General features: G+C 72.7%; 12 protein-coding genes and 1 pseudogene. 7 read left to right on the forward strand and 6 right to left on the reverse strand.

Annotation, left to right across the window (positions count from 1 at the left end):
- The first annotated feature begins 133 nt into the window (after positions 1–133).
- Positions 134–1,246 carry an NADH:flavin oxidoreductase gene (locus tag P3T29_RS25435; RefSeq protein WP_280718950.1) on the forward strand — a complete coding sequence of 371 codons (1,113 nt, stop codon included), beginning with the start codon at positions 134–136 and terminating at the stop codon, positions 1,244–1,246.
- Positions 1,247–1,333: 87 nt separating this feature from the next.
- Here P3T29_RS25435 and P3T29_RS25440 read toward each other — a convergent pair whose 3' ends face one another.
- Together P3T29_RS25440 and P3T29_RS25445 are read right to left on the reverse strand one after the other, a co-directional pair.
- Positions 1,334–1,906, reverse strand: coding sequence for a HutD family protein (locus P3T29_RS25440; protein ID WP_280718951.1), 573 nt, complete (start codon positions 1,904–1,906; stop codon positions 1,334–1,336).
- Positions 1,907–1,985: 79 nt separating this feature from the next.
- Positions 1,986–3,227 (reverse strand): MFS transporter, encoded by a 1,242-nt coding sequence (locus tag P3T29_RS25445; RefSeq protein WP_280718994.1) that lies wholly within the window; start codon positions 3,225–3,227, stop codon positions 1,986–1,988.
- A 224-nt stretch (positions 3,228–3,451) separates the two neighbouring features.
- Between P3T29_RS25445 and P3T29_RS25450 the strand changes: the two genes are divergently transcribed.
- The 6 genes from P3T29_RS25450 to P3T29_RS25475 all read left to right on the forward strand — a co-directional run bounded on the left by P3T29_RS25450 (position 3,452) and on the right by P3T29_RS25475 (position 8,287).
- Positions 3,452–4,663 carry an ROK family protein gene (locus P3T29_RS25450; protein WP_280718995.1) on the forward strand — a complete coding sequence of 404 codons (1,212 nt, stop codon included), beginning with the start codon at positions 3,452–3,454 and terminating at the stop codon, positions 4,661–4,663.
- Complete coding sequence (locus P3T29_RS25455) at positions 4,663–5,085, forward strand: VOC family protein (RefSeq protein WP_280718996.1); 423 nt, start codon at positions 4,663–4,665, stop codon at positions 5,083–5,085. The genes P3T29_RS25450 and P3T29_RS25455 overlap by 1 nt, the downstream gene beginning before the upstream one ends.
- Positions 5,086–5,216: 131 nt before the next feature.
- Complete coding sequence (locus P3T29_RS25460; RefSeq protein ID WP_280718952.1) at positions 5,217–6,107, forward strand: PhzF family phenazine biosynthesis isomerase; 891 nt, start codon at positions 5,217–5,219, stop codon at positions 6,105–6,107.
- A gap of 157 nt (positions 6,108–6,264) precedes the next feature.
- Positions 6,265–6,498 carry a hypothetical protein gene (locus tag P3T29_RS25465; protein WP_280718953.1) on the forward strand — a complete coding sequence of 78 codons (234 nt, stop codon included), beginning with the start codon at positions 6,265–6,267 and terminating at the stop codon, positions 6,496–6,498.
- A gap of 110 nt (positions 6,499–6,608) precedes the next feature.
- Positions 6,609–7,712 (forward strand): PLP-dependent cysteine synthase family protein, encoded by a 1,104-nt coding sequence (locus P3T29_RS25470; RefSeq protein ID WP_280718954.1) that lies wholly within the window; start codon positions 6,609–6,611, stop codon positions 7,710–7,712.
- Positions 7,713–7,798: 86 nt separating this feature from the next.
- Positions 7,799–8,287, forward strand: coding sequence for a GNAT family N-acetyltransferase (locus P3T29_RS25475; protein WP_280718955.1), 489 nt, complete (start codon positions 7,799–7,801; stop codon positions 8,285–8,287).
- Between the two features lie 84 nt (positions 8,288–8,371).
- Here the strand turns inward: P3T29_RS25475 and P3T29_RS25480 are convergent, their stop codons facing one another.
- The 4 genes and pseudogenes from P3T29_RS25480 to P3T29_RS32755 form a co-directional block, all read right to left on the reverse strand.
- Entirely contained in the window at positions 8,372–9,172 is an 801-nt protein-coding gene (locus P3T29_RS25480) for a DeoR/GlpR family DNA-binding transcription regulator (RefSeq protein ID WP_280718956.1), read from the reverse strand.
- Positions 9,173–9,263: 91 nt separating this feature from the next.
- Complete coding sequence (locus P3T29_RS25485; protein ID WP_280718957.1) at positions 9,264–11,654, reverse strand: right-handed parallel beta-helix repeat-containing protein; 2,391 nt, start codon at positions 11,652–11,654, stop codon at positions 9,264–9,266.
- A 212-nt stretch (positions 11,655–11,866) separates the two neighbouring features.
- Positions 11,867–12,778 carry an MOSC N-terminal beta barrel domain-containing protein gene (locus P3T29_RS25490; protein WP_280718958.1) on the reverse strand — a complete coding sequence of 304 codons (912 nt, stop codon included), beginning with the start codon at positions 12,776–12,778 and terminating at the stop codon, positions 11,867–11,869.
- A gap of 543 nt (positions 12,779–13,321) precedes the next feature.
- Positions 13,322–13,723 (reverse strand): annotated as a pseudogene (locus tag P3T29_RS32755) (DUF6643 family protein); the annotation flags it as partial.
- Positions 13,724–13,849 lie beyond the last annotated feature (126 nt).

The following is a 13,849-nucleotide window of genomic DNA, read 5'->3' on the forward strand; positions in this document are numbered from 1 at the left end:
GAGGTCGCAGCGGCGGAGGTCGTGGCCGCCCGGTGGAATGAGATCCGCACGTCGGGTGGTTGCTGAGAGCGGGCGGGTGGTGCTGTTCGGGTGCCGTCCGCGTCCTTCGTTCAGCCGAGCTAGGAGATCTTCCGTGACAACCCGTGCGGCCCAGACGCTGTCCCGTCCGTTCACCCTGGGCGGGCTCACCGTGCCGAACCGGATCGCGATGGCACCGATGACCCGTCAGTTCTCGCCCGGTGGGGTGCCTGGCGAGGATGTGGCCGCGTACTACGCCCGGCGGGCGGCCGGTGGGGTGGGCCTGATCATCACCGAGGGCACCTATGTCGGCCATCCGTCGGCGGGGCAGAGCGAGCGCGTGCCGCACTTCCACGGCGAGGACTCGCTGGCGGGGTGGGCCCGGGTCGCCGAGGCCGTCCACCAGGTCGGCGGCAAGATCGTGCCGCAGCTCTGGCACGTGGGGATGACCCGCACCGCCGACGCCACGTCCTTCCCGGAGGCGTCGGCCGTCGGCCCGTCCGGGGTCGCCCTGGACGGCAGTACGCCCGGCACCGGTCGTGCCATGACTCAGGCCGACCTGGACGATGTCATCGGCGCCTTCGCCACGGCCGCCGCCGAGGCCGAGCGTCTCGGCTTCGACGGGGTCGAGCTGCACGGCGCCCACGGCTACCTCATCGACCAGTTCCTCTGGTCCGGGACCAACCGCCGCACCGACGCCTACGGTGGCAGTCTCGCCTCCCGGGCCCGCTTCGCCGCCGAGATCGTCGCCGCCGTCCGCGCGGCCGTCTCCCCGGAGTTTCCGGTGATCTTCCGGCTGTCCCAGTGGAAGACGAACAACTACGACGCCCGGATAGCCGAGACGCCCGACGAGTTCGAAGCCCTTCTCACCCAGCTCACCGACGCGGGCGCCGACGCCTTCCACGCCTCCACCCGCCGCTACTGGCTCCCCGAGTTCGACGGCTCGGACCTCAACCTCGCGGGCTGGGCGAAGAAGCTCTCCGGCAAGCCGGCCATCACCGTCGGCTCGATCGGCCTGGACAACGAGTTCATCAGCTCCTTCCAGGGCCAGTCGGCTGCCGTGGCCGGCATCGACCACCTCCTGGACCGCCTCGAGCGCGACGAGTTCGACCTCGTCGCGGTCGGACGCGCGCTGCTCTCCGACCCCTCCTGGGCCGCCAAGGTCCTCACCGGCCGCACCGACGAGCTGGCGCCGTTCTCCCCGGAGGCGCTGCGCACCCTGTACTGACACAACAGAGCCCGGACCGAGGCCGCCGTTTCGGCCTCGGTCCGGGCTCTGTTCCGTGCGGCTGGGCGCTCGCCCCGCAGGTGCTGCTCAGCCGGCCCGGGTCGCCCGGATCGTCACCACGGCGGCGACGCCGTCCACCCGGAGCAGGTCGTCGTAACCGTTGCTGAGCAGGGCCGCGTCGAGCGGGCCGAGGCGGAGGTCGGCGGCGCCGAGTTCTGCCGTCCCGGCCAGGCAGACCAGCAGCAGGACGGCGTTCTCCGGTGCCTCGACGGAGCGTTGGAAGTCCGCGATCTCGACCTCGGCGGTCGCGCGGCCGCGCCGGGTCATGACGTTGAAGTCGACGACCGGGCCGCCGAGCAGCCGGCAGTCGGTCTCCGCGTCGCCGGGGAAGGCGAACGGGCGGTACGGCTGCGCGAGCCGGTGCTCCGTCCCCGCGACGGTCAGGGCCATGCCGGCGCCCTGGACGACCGTGATCACGCGGTCCACGCCGTCGAAGCGGGAGAACGGGCCGCCCTGGGCGACGTCGGCGAGGCTCACCCGCCAGTCGAAGTCCGCGAGCGCGGCGTCCGCCGGGAATCCGGCCACCTCGCGGGTGACTCCGCCGCCGTTCAGCCACGGGGTGGCGGGGCGCTCCCCGGCGCGCAGTACCTGAACCGTCATCGCTCGTCCCGTCCACTGGTCGTCCGGCTGATCACGCAGTTCTCGGTGTGATCCTCGGGTGATCCTCCCACGGTGCCGTTCAGACCGTCCGGCCCCGCCCCGACCGCAGTGCGCCCGGCCGGACCACGACCGCGAGCAGACCGGCCAGCGCGGAGGTGCCCGCGACGGTGGTGAGCGCCATCGGCAGGCTCGCCGCGTCCGCCAGGACCCCGATCACCGGCGGTCCGATCAGCATCCCGGCGTACCCGAGCGTGGAGGCCGTCGCCACGCCCTGCGGGCCGCCGACCGCCCCGGCGCGGGCGATGGCCAGCGGGAAGATGTTCGCCAGCCCGAGGCCGACCAGCCCGAGCCCGGCCAGCACGACCGGGACGGACGGCGCGAGGGCGCCGGTCAGCATCCCGGCGGCCGCCGTCAGCCCGCCGGCCAGCATCACCCGGGTCTGCCCGAGCCGGATGGTGAGCCAGGTGCCGCTGATCCGTCCGGCCGTCATCGCGAGGGCGAACGCGGCGTACCCGGTAGCGGCCAGCCCCGCGCTCGCGTGCACGTCGTCGGTCAGGTGCAGCGTCGCCCAGTCGGCGAGCGCGCCCTCCCCGTACGCGTCGCACAGGGCGGTCAGCCCGAGCAGGACGACCAGCAGCCGGGCCCCGGACAGCTGGGCGGCTCGCGGCTCGCGCCGGGCCTGAGCGGTGGCCTGAGCAGCAACGGGAGCAGCGACCGCAGTTGTGGCCTGAGCCGTGACCGGAGCCGTGCCCGGAGTTGCCTCCTGCGCAGTGGCCCGCGCCGTGACCGGAGCAGCCGAGCGCAGCAGCGCCGTACCCGCCGCAGCGGTGACCAGCAGCCCGAGCGCGCCGCCGAGCGCGAGCGCCCAGGCGGCGCTGACCCGCCCGGCGAGCAGCCCGCCGACCGCCGCGCCGAGCAGGCCGCCCAGGCTGTAGCCCGCGTGGAAGCTGGGCATGACGGGGCGTCGGAGTTCGGCGACCAGGTCGACGGCGGCGCTGTTCATGGCGACGTTCGCCGCGCCGTAGCCCGCGCCGAAGAGCAGCAGGACGCCGCCGAGGGCGGGTACCGAGTGGGTGTGCGGGGGCAGCGGCACGGCGAGGCTGAGCACGGCGAGCGAGGCGACGGTGACCGGCCGGGAGCCGTACCGGACGCAGAGCCGCCCGATCACCGGCATGGTGGCGACGGCGCCGGCCGAGATGCAGAGCAGGGCGAGCCCGAGTGCGCTGTGCGAGGCACCGACCTGCGCGCGGATGTCCGGTATGCGGACGACCCAGGCGGCGAAGAGGAAGCCGTCGACGGCGAAGAAGGCGGTGAGGGCGATCCGGGCCGAGGTCCAGGTGGTGCGCCGGGCTGGGCCGACCGGGTGGTTGTGGGACCGGCCGACGGACCGCTCGTGCGTCTGATCGGGGGCTTCGGGCAGGGCTTGGGTTTTGTTTAGGCGCGGCACAAAGTCAGAATAGGGGTGTGCCTCACACACCCACAAGCCCGAACACCGGTCCGAAGCCGTCCGGCGAGCGCCGACCGGCGCCCGACCGGGGCCGTACGCTGCTCGGTCCCGCCCTCGCGCTGGTCCACACCGGCCAGGCGCCCACTCGCTCCGCACTCACCAGCGCCCTCGACGTGACCCGTGCCACCGCCGGAGCGATCAGTGCCGAACTGGAGGCCCTCGGCCTGATCACGGTGGACTCCAGCCCGGCCGGCGGTGGGCGCGGACGTCCGTCGCACCGGCTGGCCGTCGATCCGTCGGGGCCGGTGGTGATCGCCGCGCAGATCCACGCGGACGGGCTCAGCATCGCCCTCGCCGGGCTCGGCGGACGGCTCGAAGAGCCCGTCCACCTCCCGCTGCCGGACGCCACCGACCCCGTCCGGCTGCTGAGCGCCGTGGCCCGGGCGGGTGCGGACCTCGCCCGGGCCTCCGGTCGGCGCTGCCTGGGGGCGGCCCTCGCGCTGCCCAACCCGGTGACCGAGCCGGACGGAGCCGCGCTCGCCGCGCTGCACTTCGCCTGGCCGAGCGGGACGCCCGTCGCCGACCTGTTCGCGGAGCAACTCCGCAAGGCCGACCTGGGCCCCCGGGCCCGGATGCCGCTGCCGAGCACCGTCGCCAACGACGCCAACCTCGCCGCCCTCGCCGAGCACCGGCACGGCGCGGGCCGGGGCTCCCGGCACCTGCTGCTGGTGACCTCGGGCCACCGGGGTGTCGGCGGCGCGCTGGTGATCGACGGTCGGCTGCACACGGGCAGCGCCGGACTGGCCATGGAGGTGGGACATCTGACGGTCGATCCGCAGGGCCGCCCGTGCGCCTGCGGCAACCGGGGCTGCCTCAACTCCGAGACCGACCCGGAGGCGTTGTTCGCCGCCGCCGACCGCACGCCGGATCCGCGGCGCCCGCTGCTCGAGCAGGCCCGTGAACTCGCCCGCGCGGCGGCCGCGGACCCCCGGGCCCGCGCCGCCGTCGACCACGTGGTCGACCGGCTGGGGCTGGGCCTTGCCGGGCTGGTGAACATCCTCAACCCCGACCGCATCGTGCTCAGCGGGCTCCACCGCGACCTGCTCGCCGCCGCCCCGGAGCGCCTGGCGGCGGTCGTCGCGGACCGCTGCCTGTTGGGTCGCAGCGGCCGGATGCCGATCGTCGCCGCCGAGGTCACCCACGCCGGGCTGGTCGGTGCGGCGGAGCTGGCCTGGGAACCGCTGTTGCACGATCCGCAGGCGGTGGCGGCCGGTACTGTGGCGGGAACGCGCGGAGAGAGGCAGAAGTGATGGTTTATCAGCTGGACCACGTCGTCGTCTGGGTCGCGGACCCGGTGCGGTCGCTCGCCTTCTACCAGGAGGTGCTGGGCCTGGAGCCGGTCCGGGCGGTGGAGTACGCCGCCGACCAGGTCCCGTTCGTCAGCGTCCGGCTCAATCCGGGGACGATCCTGGACCTCACGCCGCTCACCGCCGTCCCGGGGGTCGACGCCGTGACCGGCGCCGAGGGCAGTGCGGGCAACCGGCTCAACCACATCTGCCTGGCGATGTCCGAGGCCGAGTTCGAGGCCCTCCACCAGAGGCTCCACGCCAGCGGGCAGGGGACCACGACCCCGTACCTGAAGGACCTCTTCGGTGCTCGCGGCGACGCGCCTCGGGCCTTCTACTTCACCGACCCGGACGGCAACGCCTTCGAGGCCCGGTACTACGACTAGGCCGGCCGGGCTGGGCCGATCGGGCTGGTTTGGCCGGGCTGGGTTGGCCGGGCCCAACTGCCTGGTCGGGACCAGCGGGTGGGTGGGTCGCGCGGGGAATCGCGTGAGCGAGTCCGGAGTTATGATCTTGCATGACAACTCCCTCGCTCGCTCCCGAGATCCTGCGTTATGTCGCGTTCGCCACCGACCCGGCCGGTGGCAACCCCGCCGGTGTGGTGCTGGACGCCACCGGGCTGGACAGTGCGGAGCAGCTCGCGATCGCCGCGAAGCTCGGTTACTCGGAGACGGCCTTCCTCGTCGCGGATGGCGCGAATGACGCGGAACGCACGTACGCCGTCCGTTACTTCAGCCCGCTGACCGAGGTGCCGTTCTGCGGGCACGCCACGGTGGCCGCCGCCGTGGCGCTGGCCGAGAAGATCGGGCCCGGTCGGGTGCTGTTCCGGACCAAGGCCGGGGACGTGCCGGTGGAGGTCGCGGCCACCGCCGACGGCACCCTGGAGGCGACGCTGACCAGCGTCGAGCCGCACGTCGACGAGATCACCGACGACCAGCTCACGGAGGCGCTGGCCGCGCTGGCCTGGGAGTGCGACGACCTCGACCCGACGCTGCCGCCCCGGATCGGCTACGCCGGCGCCCGGCATCTGGTGCTGGCCGCCGCGACCCGCGCCCGGCTCGCCGACCTCGACTACGACTTCGACCGGCTGGCCGGCTTCATGACCGAGCTCGACCTGGTCACGCTTCAGCTGGTCTGGCGGGAGTCCGCCGACACCTTCCACGTCCGGAACCCGTTCCCGGTCGGCGGCGTGGTCGAGGACCCGGCCACCGGCGCGGCGGCCGCCGCCTTCGGCGCGTACCTGCGCGAGCGCGGCCAGGTCACGCCGCCCGTCGTACTGACCCTGCACCAGGGCGATGACATGGGCCGCCCGGGGCTGCTGCGGGTGGAACTGCGGGACGGTGACCCGAGGGTGCGGGTCAGCGGTGCGGGGGTGCGGATCCCGGACGGGGACGTATCGGGGGAGTAAGGCGCGCTCGGCCCGTGCCGGGGTCCGTGTCGGTGGCGGCGGCGTTCCAGGTCGTGGGGGCGGCCGCCGCCGGGCCGATCCGGTGGGCCGTAGAATTCGAATCCCCGAGGAGTGCCGGGCCGGCCGTACCGGTCGGTGAGAGTTAAGGAACAAGACAGTGCAGATCATCGGAGCGATCGAGCGCAGGCAGCGGCTGTTGCAGGCCATCCGCGAGGGTGGCGGCCAGTGGACCTGGCAGCGGGCTCGGGAGACCTACGAGGTCCGCCCGGAGCCGCGTATCCCGCGCCGGGACCTGCAGGAGCTGACCCGGGCCGGGTACCTCACCCGGGTCGAGACCGGGGTGTACGAGATCCCCGGCAGCGGTGAGGCGCACGGCGGCTCGGAGCAGTAGTCGCAGAGGGATAAGCGGAAGCTGTACCTATCGTAACAGTCACTTATCGTAATTGATTGTTACACTCGGTAGGAGCCGGGCGCTGCCCGGTGGAACCGAGGAGATGCGTGATGGCTGCCGTGACCGTTGATGTGGACCGTTCCGATGCCGCGTACCGGGCTTGGCTCAAGGAAGCCGTCCGCAAGGTGCAGGCCGACTCCAACCGGTCGGCCGACACCCACCTGCTGCGCTTCCCGCTCCCCGAGGCCTGGGGGATCGACCTCTACCTGAAGGACGAGTCCACCCACCCGACCGGCAGCCTCAAGCACCGGCTCGCCCGCTCGCTCTTCCTCTACGGGCTCTGCAACGGGTGGATCAGACCGGGCAAGCCGGTGATCGAGGCGTCGAGTGGTTCGACCGCCGTCTCCGAGGCGTACTTCGCCAAGCTGATCGGCGTGCCGTTCATCGCGGTGATGGCCAAGAGCACCAGCCCGGCCAAGATCGACCTGATCGAGTTCCAGGGCGGCAGCTGTCACCTTGTCGACAATCCGGGCGAGGTGTACGAGGCGTCCGCCCGGCTGGCCGAGCAGACCGGTGGGCACTACATGGACCAGTTCACCTACGCCGAGCGGGCCACCGACTGGCGCGGCAACAACAACATCGCCGAGTCGATCTTCGCCCAGCTGCGCCTGGAGCCGCACCCCGAGCCCGCCTGGATCGTCGCTACGGCCGGCACCGGCGGCACCTCCGCGACCATCGCCCGCTACGTCCACTACCTCCAGCACGACACCCGGATCTGCGTCGCCGACCCGGAGAACTCCTGCTTCTTCGACGGCTGGATCGGCCACGACCCCGAGGCGACCTGCACGCAGGGCTCGCGGATCGAGGGCATCGGCCGCCCCCGGATGGAGCCCAGCTTCGTGCCGGGCGCCATCGACCGGATGATGCGGGTCCCCGACGCGGCCTCGATCGCCGCCATGCGGGTGCTGGAGAACGTGCTCGGCAAGAAGGCCGGCGCCTCCACCGGTACGGGCCTGTGGAGCGCGCTGCGGATCGTCGCCGAGATGCGGGCGGCGGGTGAGCACGGCAGCGTCGTCACGCTGATCTGCGACCCGGGCGACCGCTACCTCGACAAGTACTACTCCGACGCCTGGCTGGCCGAGCAGGACATCGACATCGCGCCCTACCAGGCCATGCTGGAACGTTTCCTCGACGGTGCCGACCAGCTCGACTGACCGGCTCGACCGACCGTAGGGCCGACCGGCTCGACCGACCGAAAGTCAGTGGCGGCCGCGCCGGTCGGCGTGATACTCAACGCTGCATGAATGATCTTCTGACCGACCGTCTTGTCCTGCACCCCTTCACCGCCGAGGAGGCCAGGCTGGTCGAGACCGGCGAACGCGGCCCGGACACCCACTGGGCCCCCGACTACCCGGCCGAGGGCGAGCGGACGGGCGCCCGGATGTTCGTCCGCGCCTGCGAGGCCGTCGGTGACCCGCAGCCCTTCGGCGGCTACGAGATACGCCGCGCCTCGGACGGCCGGGCCATCGGTGGCATCGGCTTCCACGGCGGCCCGGACGAGCACGGCGCCGTCGAGGTCGGCTACGGCCTCGCCGAGTCCGCCCGGGGCCAGGGCTACGCCCGCGAGGCCGTCCGCCGCATGGTGGAACTCGCCCGCGAGCAGGGCGTGACCAAGTTCCTCGGCAACACCGGCCACGACAACGTTCCCTCGCAGCGGGTGATGCTCGCCGCCGGGATGACCCTCGTGAACGAGGACGAGGAACTCAAGTACTACGAGCTCGTACTCTAACCACGCGTACTTCAACCACTCGTACTTCAACCACGGGCCGGCCACCACGGGCCGGCCTGGTCCGGTGGCTCCAGCGGCGGAGGCCTACCCCGCGAGGATCAGCTCCCGGACGTGCTCGCGCGCGGCGTCGGCGGCCTCGGCGGGGAGGGCGGCGTCGGTCACCCAGGTGTCCACCTCGGCCAGTTCGGCGAAGGTGGACAGGCCCACGATGCCCCACTTGGTGTGGTCGGCCACGGTGATCACGCGGCGGGCGGAGGCGACGAAGTTCCGGTTGGTCTCCGCCTCCGCGAGATTGGGGGTGGAGAGGCCGGCCTCGGGGGAGAGGCCGTGGGTGCCGAGGAAGAGCAGGTCGAAGTGGAGCGAGCGGATCGCCCGGTCCGCGACCGGGCCGACCAGTGAGTCGGAGGGCGTCCGCACCCCGCCGGTCAGCACCACCGTCGCCCCCGGGGCGCCGCTCTGCCGCTGCGCCCGCTCGAAGACGTCGGCGACCCGGACGGAGTTGGTCACCACCGTCAGGTGCTCGATCTCGGTGAGGTGCTGGGCCAGCGCGAAGGTGGTGGTGCCACCGGAGAGCGCGATCGCGCTGCCTGCGGTCACCAACTGGGCTGCGGCCCGGGCGATCTCCTCCTTGGCGGAGAGCTCCAGCGCGGACTTGGCCTCGAAGCCCGGCTCGTGGGTGCGGGCCTCCTCGACCACCACCGCGCCGCCGTGCACCTTCTCGATCACGCCCGCCTTCGCGAGCGCGTCGAGGTCCCGGCGGATCGTCATGTCGGAGACGTTCAGCCGTCGGGTCAGCTCGTTGACCCGTACGCCACCGCGCCGCCGTACCTCGTCCAGGATCAGCGCGCGGCGCTGTTCGGCGAGCAGATTGCTGTTGTCGGCCACGTGGTCAGGCCCTCCCGATCCGGTCCTGCTGCGTCCGGTACCACCGCATTGGTTGCTACCAACACATCCGGTACTACTCACGCATCCGTCACTACTGGGCCATCCTCGCAGATTCCCGCTCCGGCAGGTCCGCCGGGACGAGCAGTTGCAGCTCCTCGGTGGACGGGTCGGCGAGTTGGGCGACCCGCATCGCGTGCCGCTCGACCATGGTCTCGAAGACCTGACGGGCCGTCCGGCCGTTGCCGAAGCCGGGCCCGCGCTCCAGCCCGGCGAAGTGCTCCAGCAGGACGGCCGCCGTGCCCTCGCCGAGTTCGTACTCGTGCTCGGCGCACTGGCAGCGCGCGATCTGCAGCAGCTCGGCGGCGGTGTAGTCGGGGAAGGTGATGGTGCGGGAGAACCGGGAGGAGACCCCGGGGTTGGCGGAGAGGAAGCGCTCCATCTCGAGGGTGTAGCCGGCCACGATCACCACCACCTCGTCGCGGTGGTCCTCCATCAGCTTGACCAGGGTGTCGATCGCCTCGCGGCCGAAGTCGCGGGCGCCGTCCTCGGGCGCCAGCGCGTACGCCTCGTCGATGAAGAGCACCCCGCCCCGGGCCTTGTCGAAGGCGGCCTGGGTGCGGATCGCGGTGGAGCCGATGTGCTCGCCGACCAGGTCGACCCGGGCGACCTCGACCAGGTGGCCGTTCTGCAGTACGCCGAGCGAGGCCAGGATCTCGCCGTAGAGGCGGGCCACGGTGGTCTTGCCGGTGCCGGGGGAGCCGGTGAAGACCAGGTGGCGGCGGAGCGAGGGGGCCTTCAGCCCGGCCTGGCGGCGCCGGCGGCCGACCGAGATCAGGTCGATCAGCGTCCGGACCTCCTGTTTGACGGTGGCCAGGCCGATCAGCGCGTCCAGTTCGGCGAGTGCCTCGTCGGCCGGGCGGCAGTCCGGGATCTGGCTGATCTGGGCGGCCAGGGCGGGTGCGGCGGTGGTCAGTTGGGCGGTGCGCGGTGCCGGTAGCTCGACCACCGGCGGGGCGACGTCGTCGGAGGTGCAGCCCTCGGTGACCGGGCCCGGCTCGGAGAACTCGAAGCCCGCGCGGCCGTTCTGCTCGGCCCGGCAGCGGGTGAGCGCGGTGCGGCAGCCGTCGATGATGTGGAAGCCGAAGCCCTTGCCGTGCGAGACCCGGCAGTCCTCGAAGCTGCCCTTCCCCTGGGCGGAGACGTACACGGCGGCGTCGGTGGAGCCGCGTACGGTGCAGTCGCGCAGCTCCGGGTCGGCGCCCTTGGTGACGATCACTCCGGTGGCGACCTCGGAGATCTCGCACCCCGTCAGCCGACCGCCGCTGCCGTGGTCGCGGAACCAGAGCCCGGTGCCCGCCTGCTGGATCCGGCAGTCGGCGAGCGAGACGGTGGCGCCGCCGCTGACCGAGACCGCCGAGCTGCGGATCCGGCTGAACGAGCAGTCCTTGGCGACGGCGCGGGACTCCCGGTCCAGCACGAACAGGGCGTCCGGCAGGTCGTGCAGCGAGCAGTCGGTGAGGGTGAGCCGGGCGCCGTCGCTGACCCAGACGGCGGGATAGTCGCCGGTGCTGGAGTGGATCTCGCTGGAGCGGGCCTCGGCGTGGGTGCCCTGGTCCCAGACCGAGAGCGCGCCCCGGCCGAAGTCCCGGACGGTGGTCTGCTCCAGGGTGAGCCGGGAGCGGCCGCGCAGGTCGGCGGCGTTCTCCGGGAGGGTGTGCACCCGGCAGCCGGTGAGGGTGAGTTCGGCCTCGGTGTCCAGGGTGAGTCCGTTGCCGGTGACGCGGTGGATCTCGCAGTCGGCGAGCCGGCCGCTGGCCTGCGACTCGGCCTGCACCCCGCTGCCCCGGATCTCGTAGATCTCACAGCTGGTCAGCTCCGCGCTGCTGCCCGGGTCGGCGAGCAGCACGCCGGCGCCGCTCGCGTGGTGCAGCTTGCAGCGCTCCAGCCGGGCGGTGGCACCGCCGAGCACCGCCAGCCCGGCCTGGCCGGCGTCCAGCACCTCGCAGTCCTCGACCACGGCGGTGGCCTGCGAACGCAGCCGGATGCCCAGGCCCGAGGGGTTGCTGACGGTGCATCCGCGCAGGGTCGCGTTGCCACGGTCCGCGATCTCGACGCCGACGGCCGAACGGGTCTCGACCCGGCAACCGGACAGCTCGACGTCGGCCTCCGGGCCGGTGACCAGCACCGCCGGGACGGAACTCTCCGCGCCCTCGATCACCAGGTCGCGGACGGTCGCGGCAGCCGTCACGGTGAGCGGGACCCCGGACGGCGGGACGATCCGCACGGTGCCGGGGCCGTCCGAGGGCAGAACCGTCACCCGCTTGTCGATCAGCAGGTTCTCCCGGAACATCCCGGGCCGGACCAGCACGGTGTCACCGGGCTCGGCGGCCGTGAGGGCCTCGTGGAGCGTCTCGTACTCCCCGGCGCGCCGCCGCCACCGGGAGGCGCTGTCCTGCGTGACCCGGACCCTGTACTCACCCATGGCGATCCGTCATCCCCACCTTCGTCGAGTTCGTCGAGACCCTGCGGGTTGCCCGCTCGCGGCACCGTGCTCACCGTAGCGTGCGCCGCCCGTCGTCCCGGTCGCTCGAGTGCTACAACGAGCGAGCACGCATTCGGTTCCGGCTCGCCAGTCCCGCTGGTCCGGCTCGCCAGTCCCGCTGGTCCGGCTCGCCAGTTCCGTTGCTCCGGTACTCAGTCCCGCTGGTCCGGGACCGGGAGCGGGCCCTCCTCCAGCACGGTGACCTGGTCGCCGAGGCGGACCGTCCCGAGCAGGTCGCCGACCGCCGGGCGTGCCGTCCCGGGGCGTTCCGGGATGAGGTGCTGGCCGAACGCGAGGCGCTGGCCGAAGCGGCGGTGCCGACCGAGCGCGCGCAGTGGTTCGGGGCCCCGGCGCTCGCCGGTCTCCTGGTCGGTCGTGGTGACGATGCAGCGGCCGCACTGCTTGGCCACCCGGAAGGTGACCTCGCCGACCTGGATCCGCCGCCAGCCGCCCTCGGCCCACGGTTCGGTGCCGGTGATGACCAGGTTCGGGCGGAAACGTTCCATCGGCAGGGCGGCGGCCTTGCGCTCGTCGTCCGGGTGGTCCTCGGCGAGCAGAGCGTTCAGGGCGGTGAGCGAGGCGGTGGTGGTGACCAGCAGGGGGTAGCCGTCGGCCATGCTCACGGTGTCGCCCGGGCCCGCGTAGTCGGGGTCGACGGCCCGGCTCAGCGGATCGTCCAGGTGCAGCAGCCGGATCGGGCCGACCCGCTCGCCGAAGCGCTCGCTGAACCAGTCCGCAGCCTGTTTGTCCGCCACCGAGGCTTTGAAGACCGAACCGAAGACGGTCGCCTCGATCACCGGAGCACCGGCAGGGGAGGACGGCGCGGTGACCTCGAGCCGGGAGCCGTCGGGCGCGGTGACCGTCAGCGAACCGTCCGGCGAGGGCATCACCCGGAGCTGGCCGAGAGCAGGTTCGTCGCGCTGGGTGATGGCCTTGCCGCGTTCGTCGGCGAGCATCCACCGCCGGTCCCCGGTCAGGCCCCAGGGTTCGACCTGGGCACTCTCGGGGCTGAGCCGGTAGGCGGACTTGAGCGGGTAGACATGGAGGCCGGTGAGCTGTGGCATGAGGCCATCCTGCCAGCCGACCAGGCGTACCTGTGTGCGAGGGCCGCCCGGAGCCGCTCCGCAGCGGTGGTCCGGACGGCCCTCGGTGACGACCCGTTCCCCTACTGGTTCACCCGGTCCCCTCGTTCGCCGGGTGCCCTGTCCGTCGGGGGCGGTGGATCAGTAGGCGTTCCCCTGGTAGCCGGGCTGCTGGTACTGCGGCTGCTCGCCGTACTGCGCCGGGCGCGCCTGCGGCACGGGTCGGACGGGTGCCACCGGAGCGGCCGGGCGGAGCTGGTTGCCGCCGAAGCTCTGGTCGCCGAAGCTCTGCTGCGGCTGCCCGCCGTACGTCTGGCCGTTGCCGCCCTGCGTGGCGAAGCCCTGGGTGGCGAAACCCTGCTGATTGAAGCCCTGTTGGGCAGCGGCGGGCTGGCCGCCGAAGCCCTGGCCGCCGAAGCCCTGCGGCGCGGTCGCGAAGGTGTTCTGGCCACCGAAGCTCTGGCCACCCATGCTCGGGCCGCCGCCCTGGAAGTTGCCGCCCTGCTGCTGGAACGCCGGGGCCGGGGCCTGCGGTCGTTGCGGCTGCGCGTACTGCTGCGGACCGCCGTAACCGGGCATCGGCGGTTGCGGCGGCACGGCGTACGTGCCCGCGCCGGGCTGCACTGGGATGTAGCTGGTGGGGGCGCTGCTGCTGGGGCCGGGGCCGAGCGCGAGCCGGGCGGGAGGCAGCGCGGGGAGGTTGCTCGCGGGGCTGTCGAAGCCCTGCGGGCCGTAACCCGGGCTGTTGGTCGTGCCGAACCCCGACTGGTAACCGGCGGAGAGGGCTGGGGGCAGCGCCGCCGGCACGTTGATGGGGGCGATCTGGGGGACACCGCGCTCTGCGACCAGGCTGTCGTAGATGGGCGTGCCGGACGAGAAGGACGGAGAGGGGTAGCCGACTCCGTCGTAGGAGCGGGGCGAGGTCATGGGGCATACCGTAAGCCCACAATGCGCCTGCTGAGGAGAGTGGGAGGCCCTGGAGTTCGAGTGTTTACAGAGTCTTCGCTCGAACATAACTCTCGAATGTGTGAATATCCGACATTCCGGCGTTAA

Origin of the sequence: Kitasatospora sp. MAP5-34 (genome assembly GCF_029894335.1) — a bacterium.
GTDB lineage: Bacteria > Actinomycetota > Actinomycetes > Streptomycetales > Streptomycetaceae > Kitasatospora.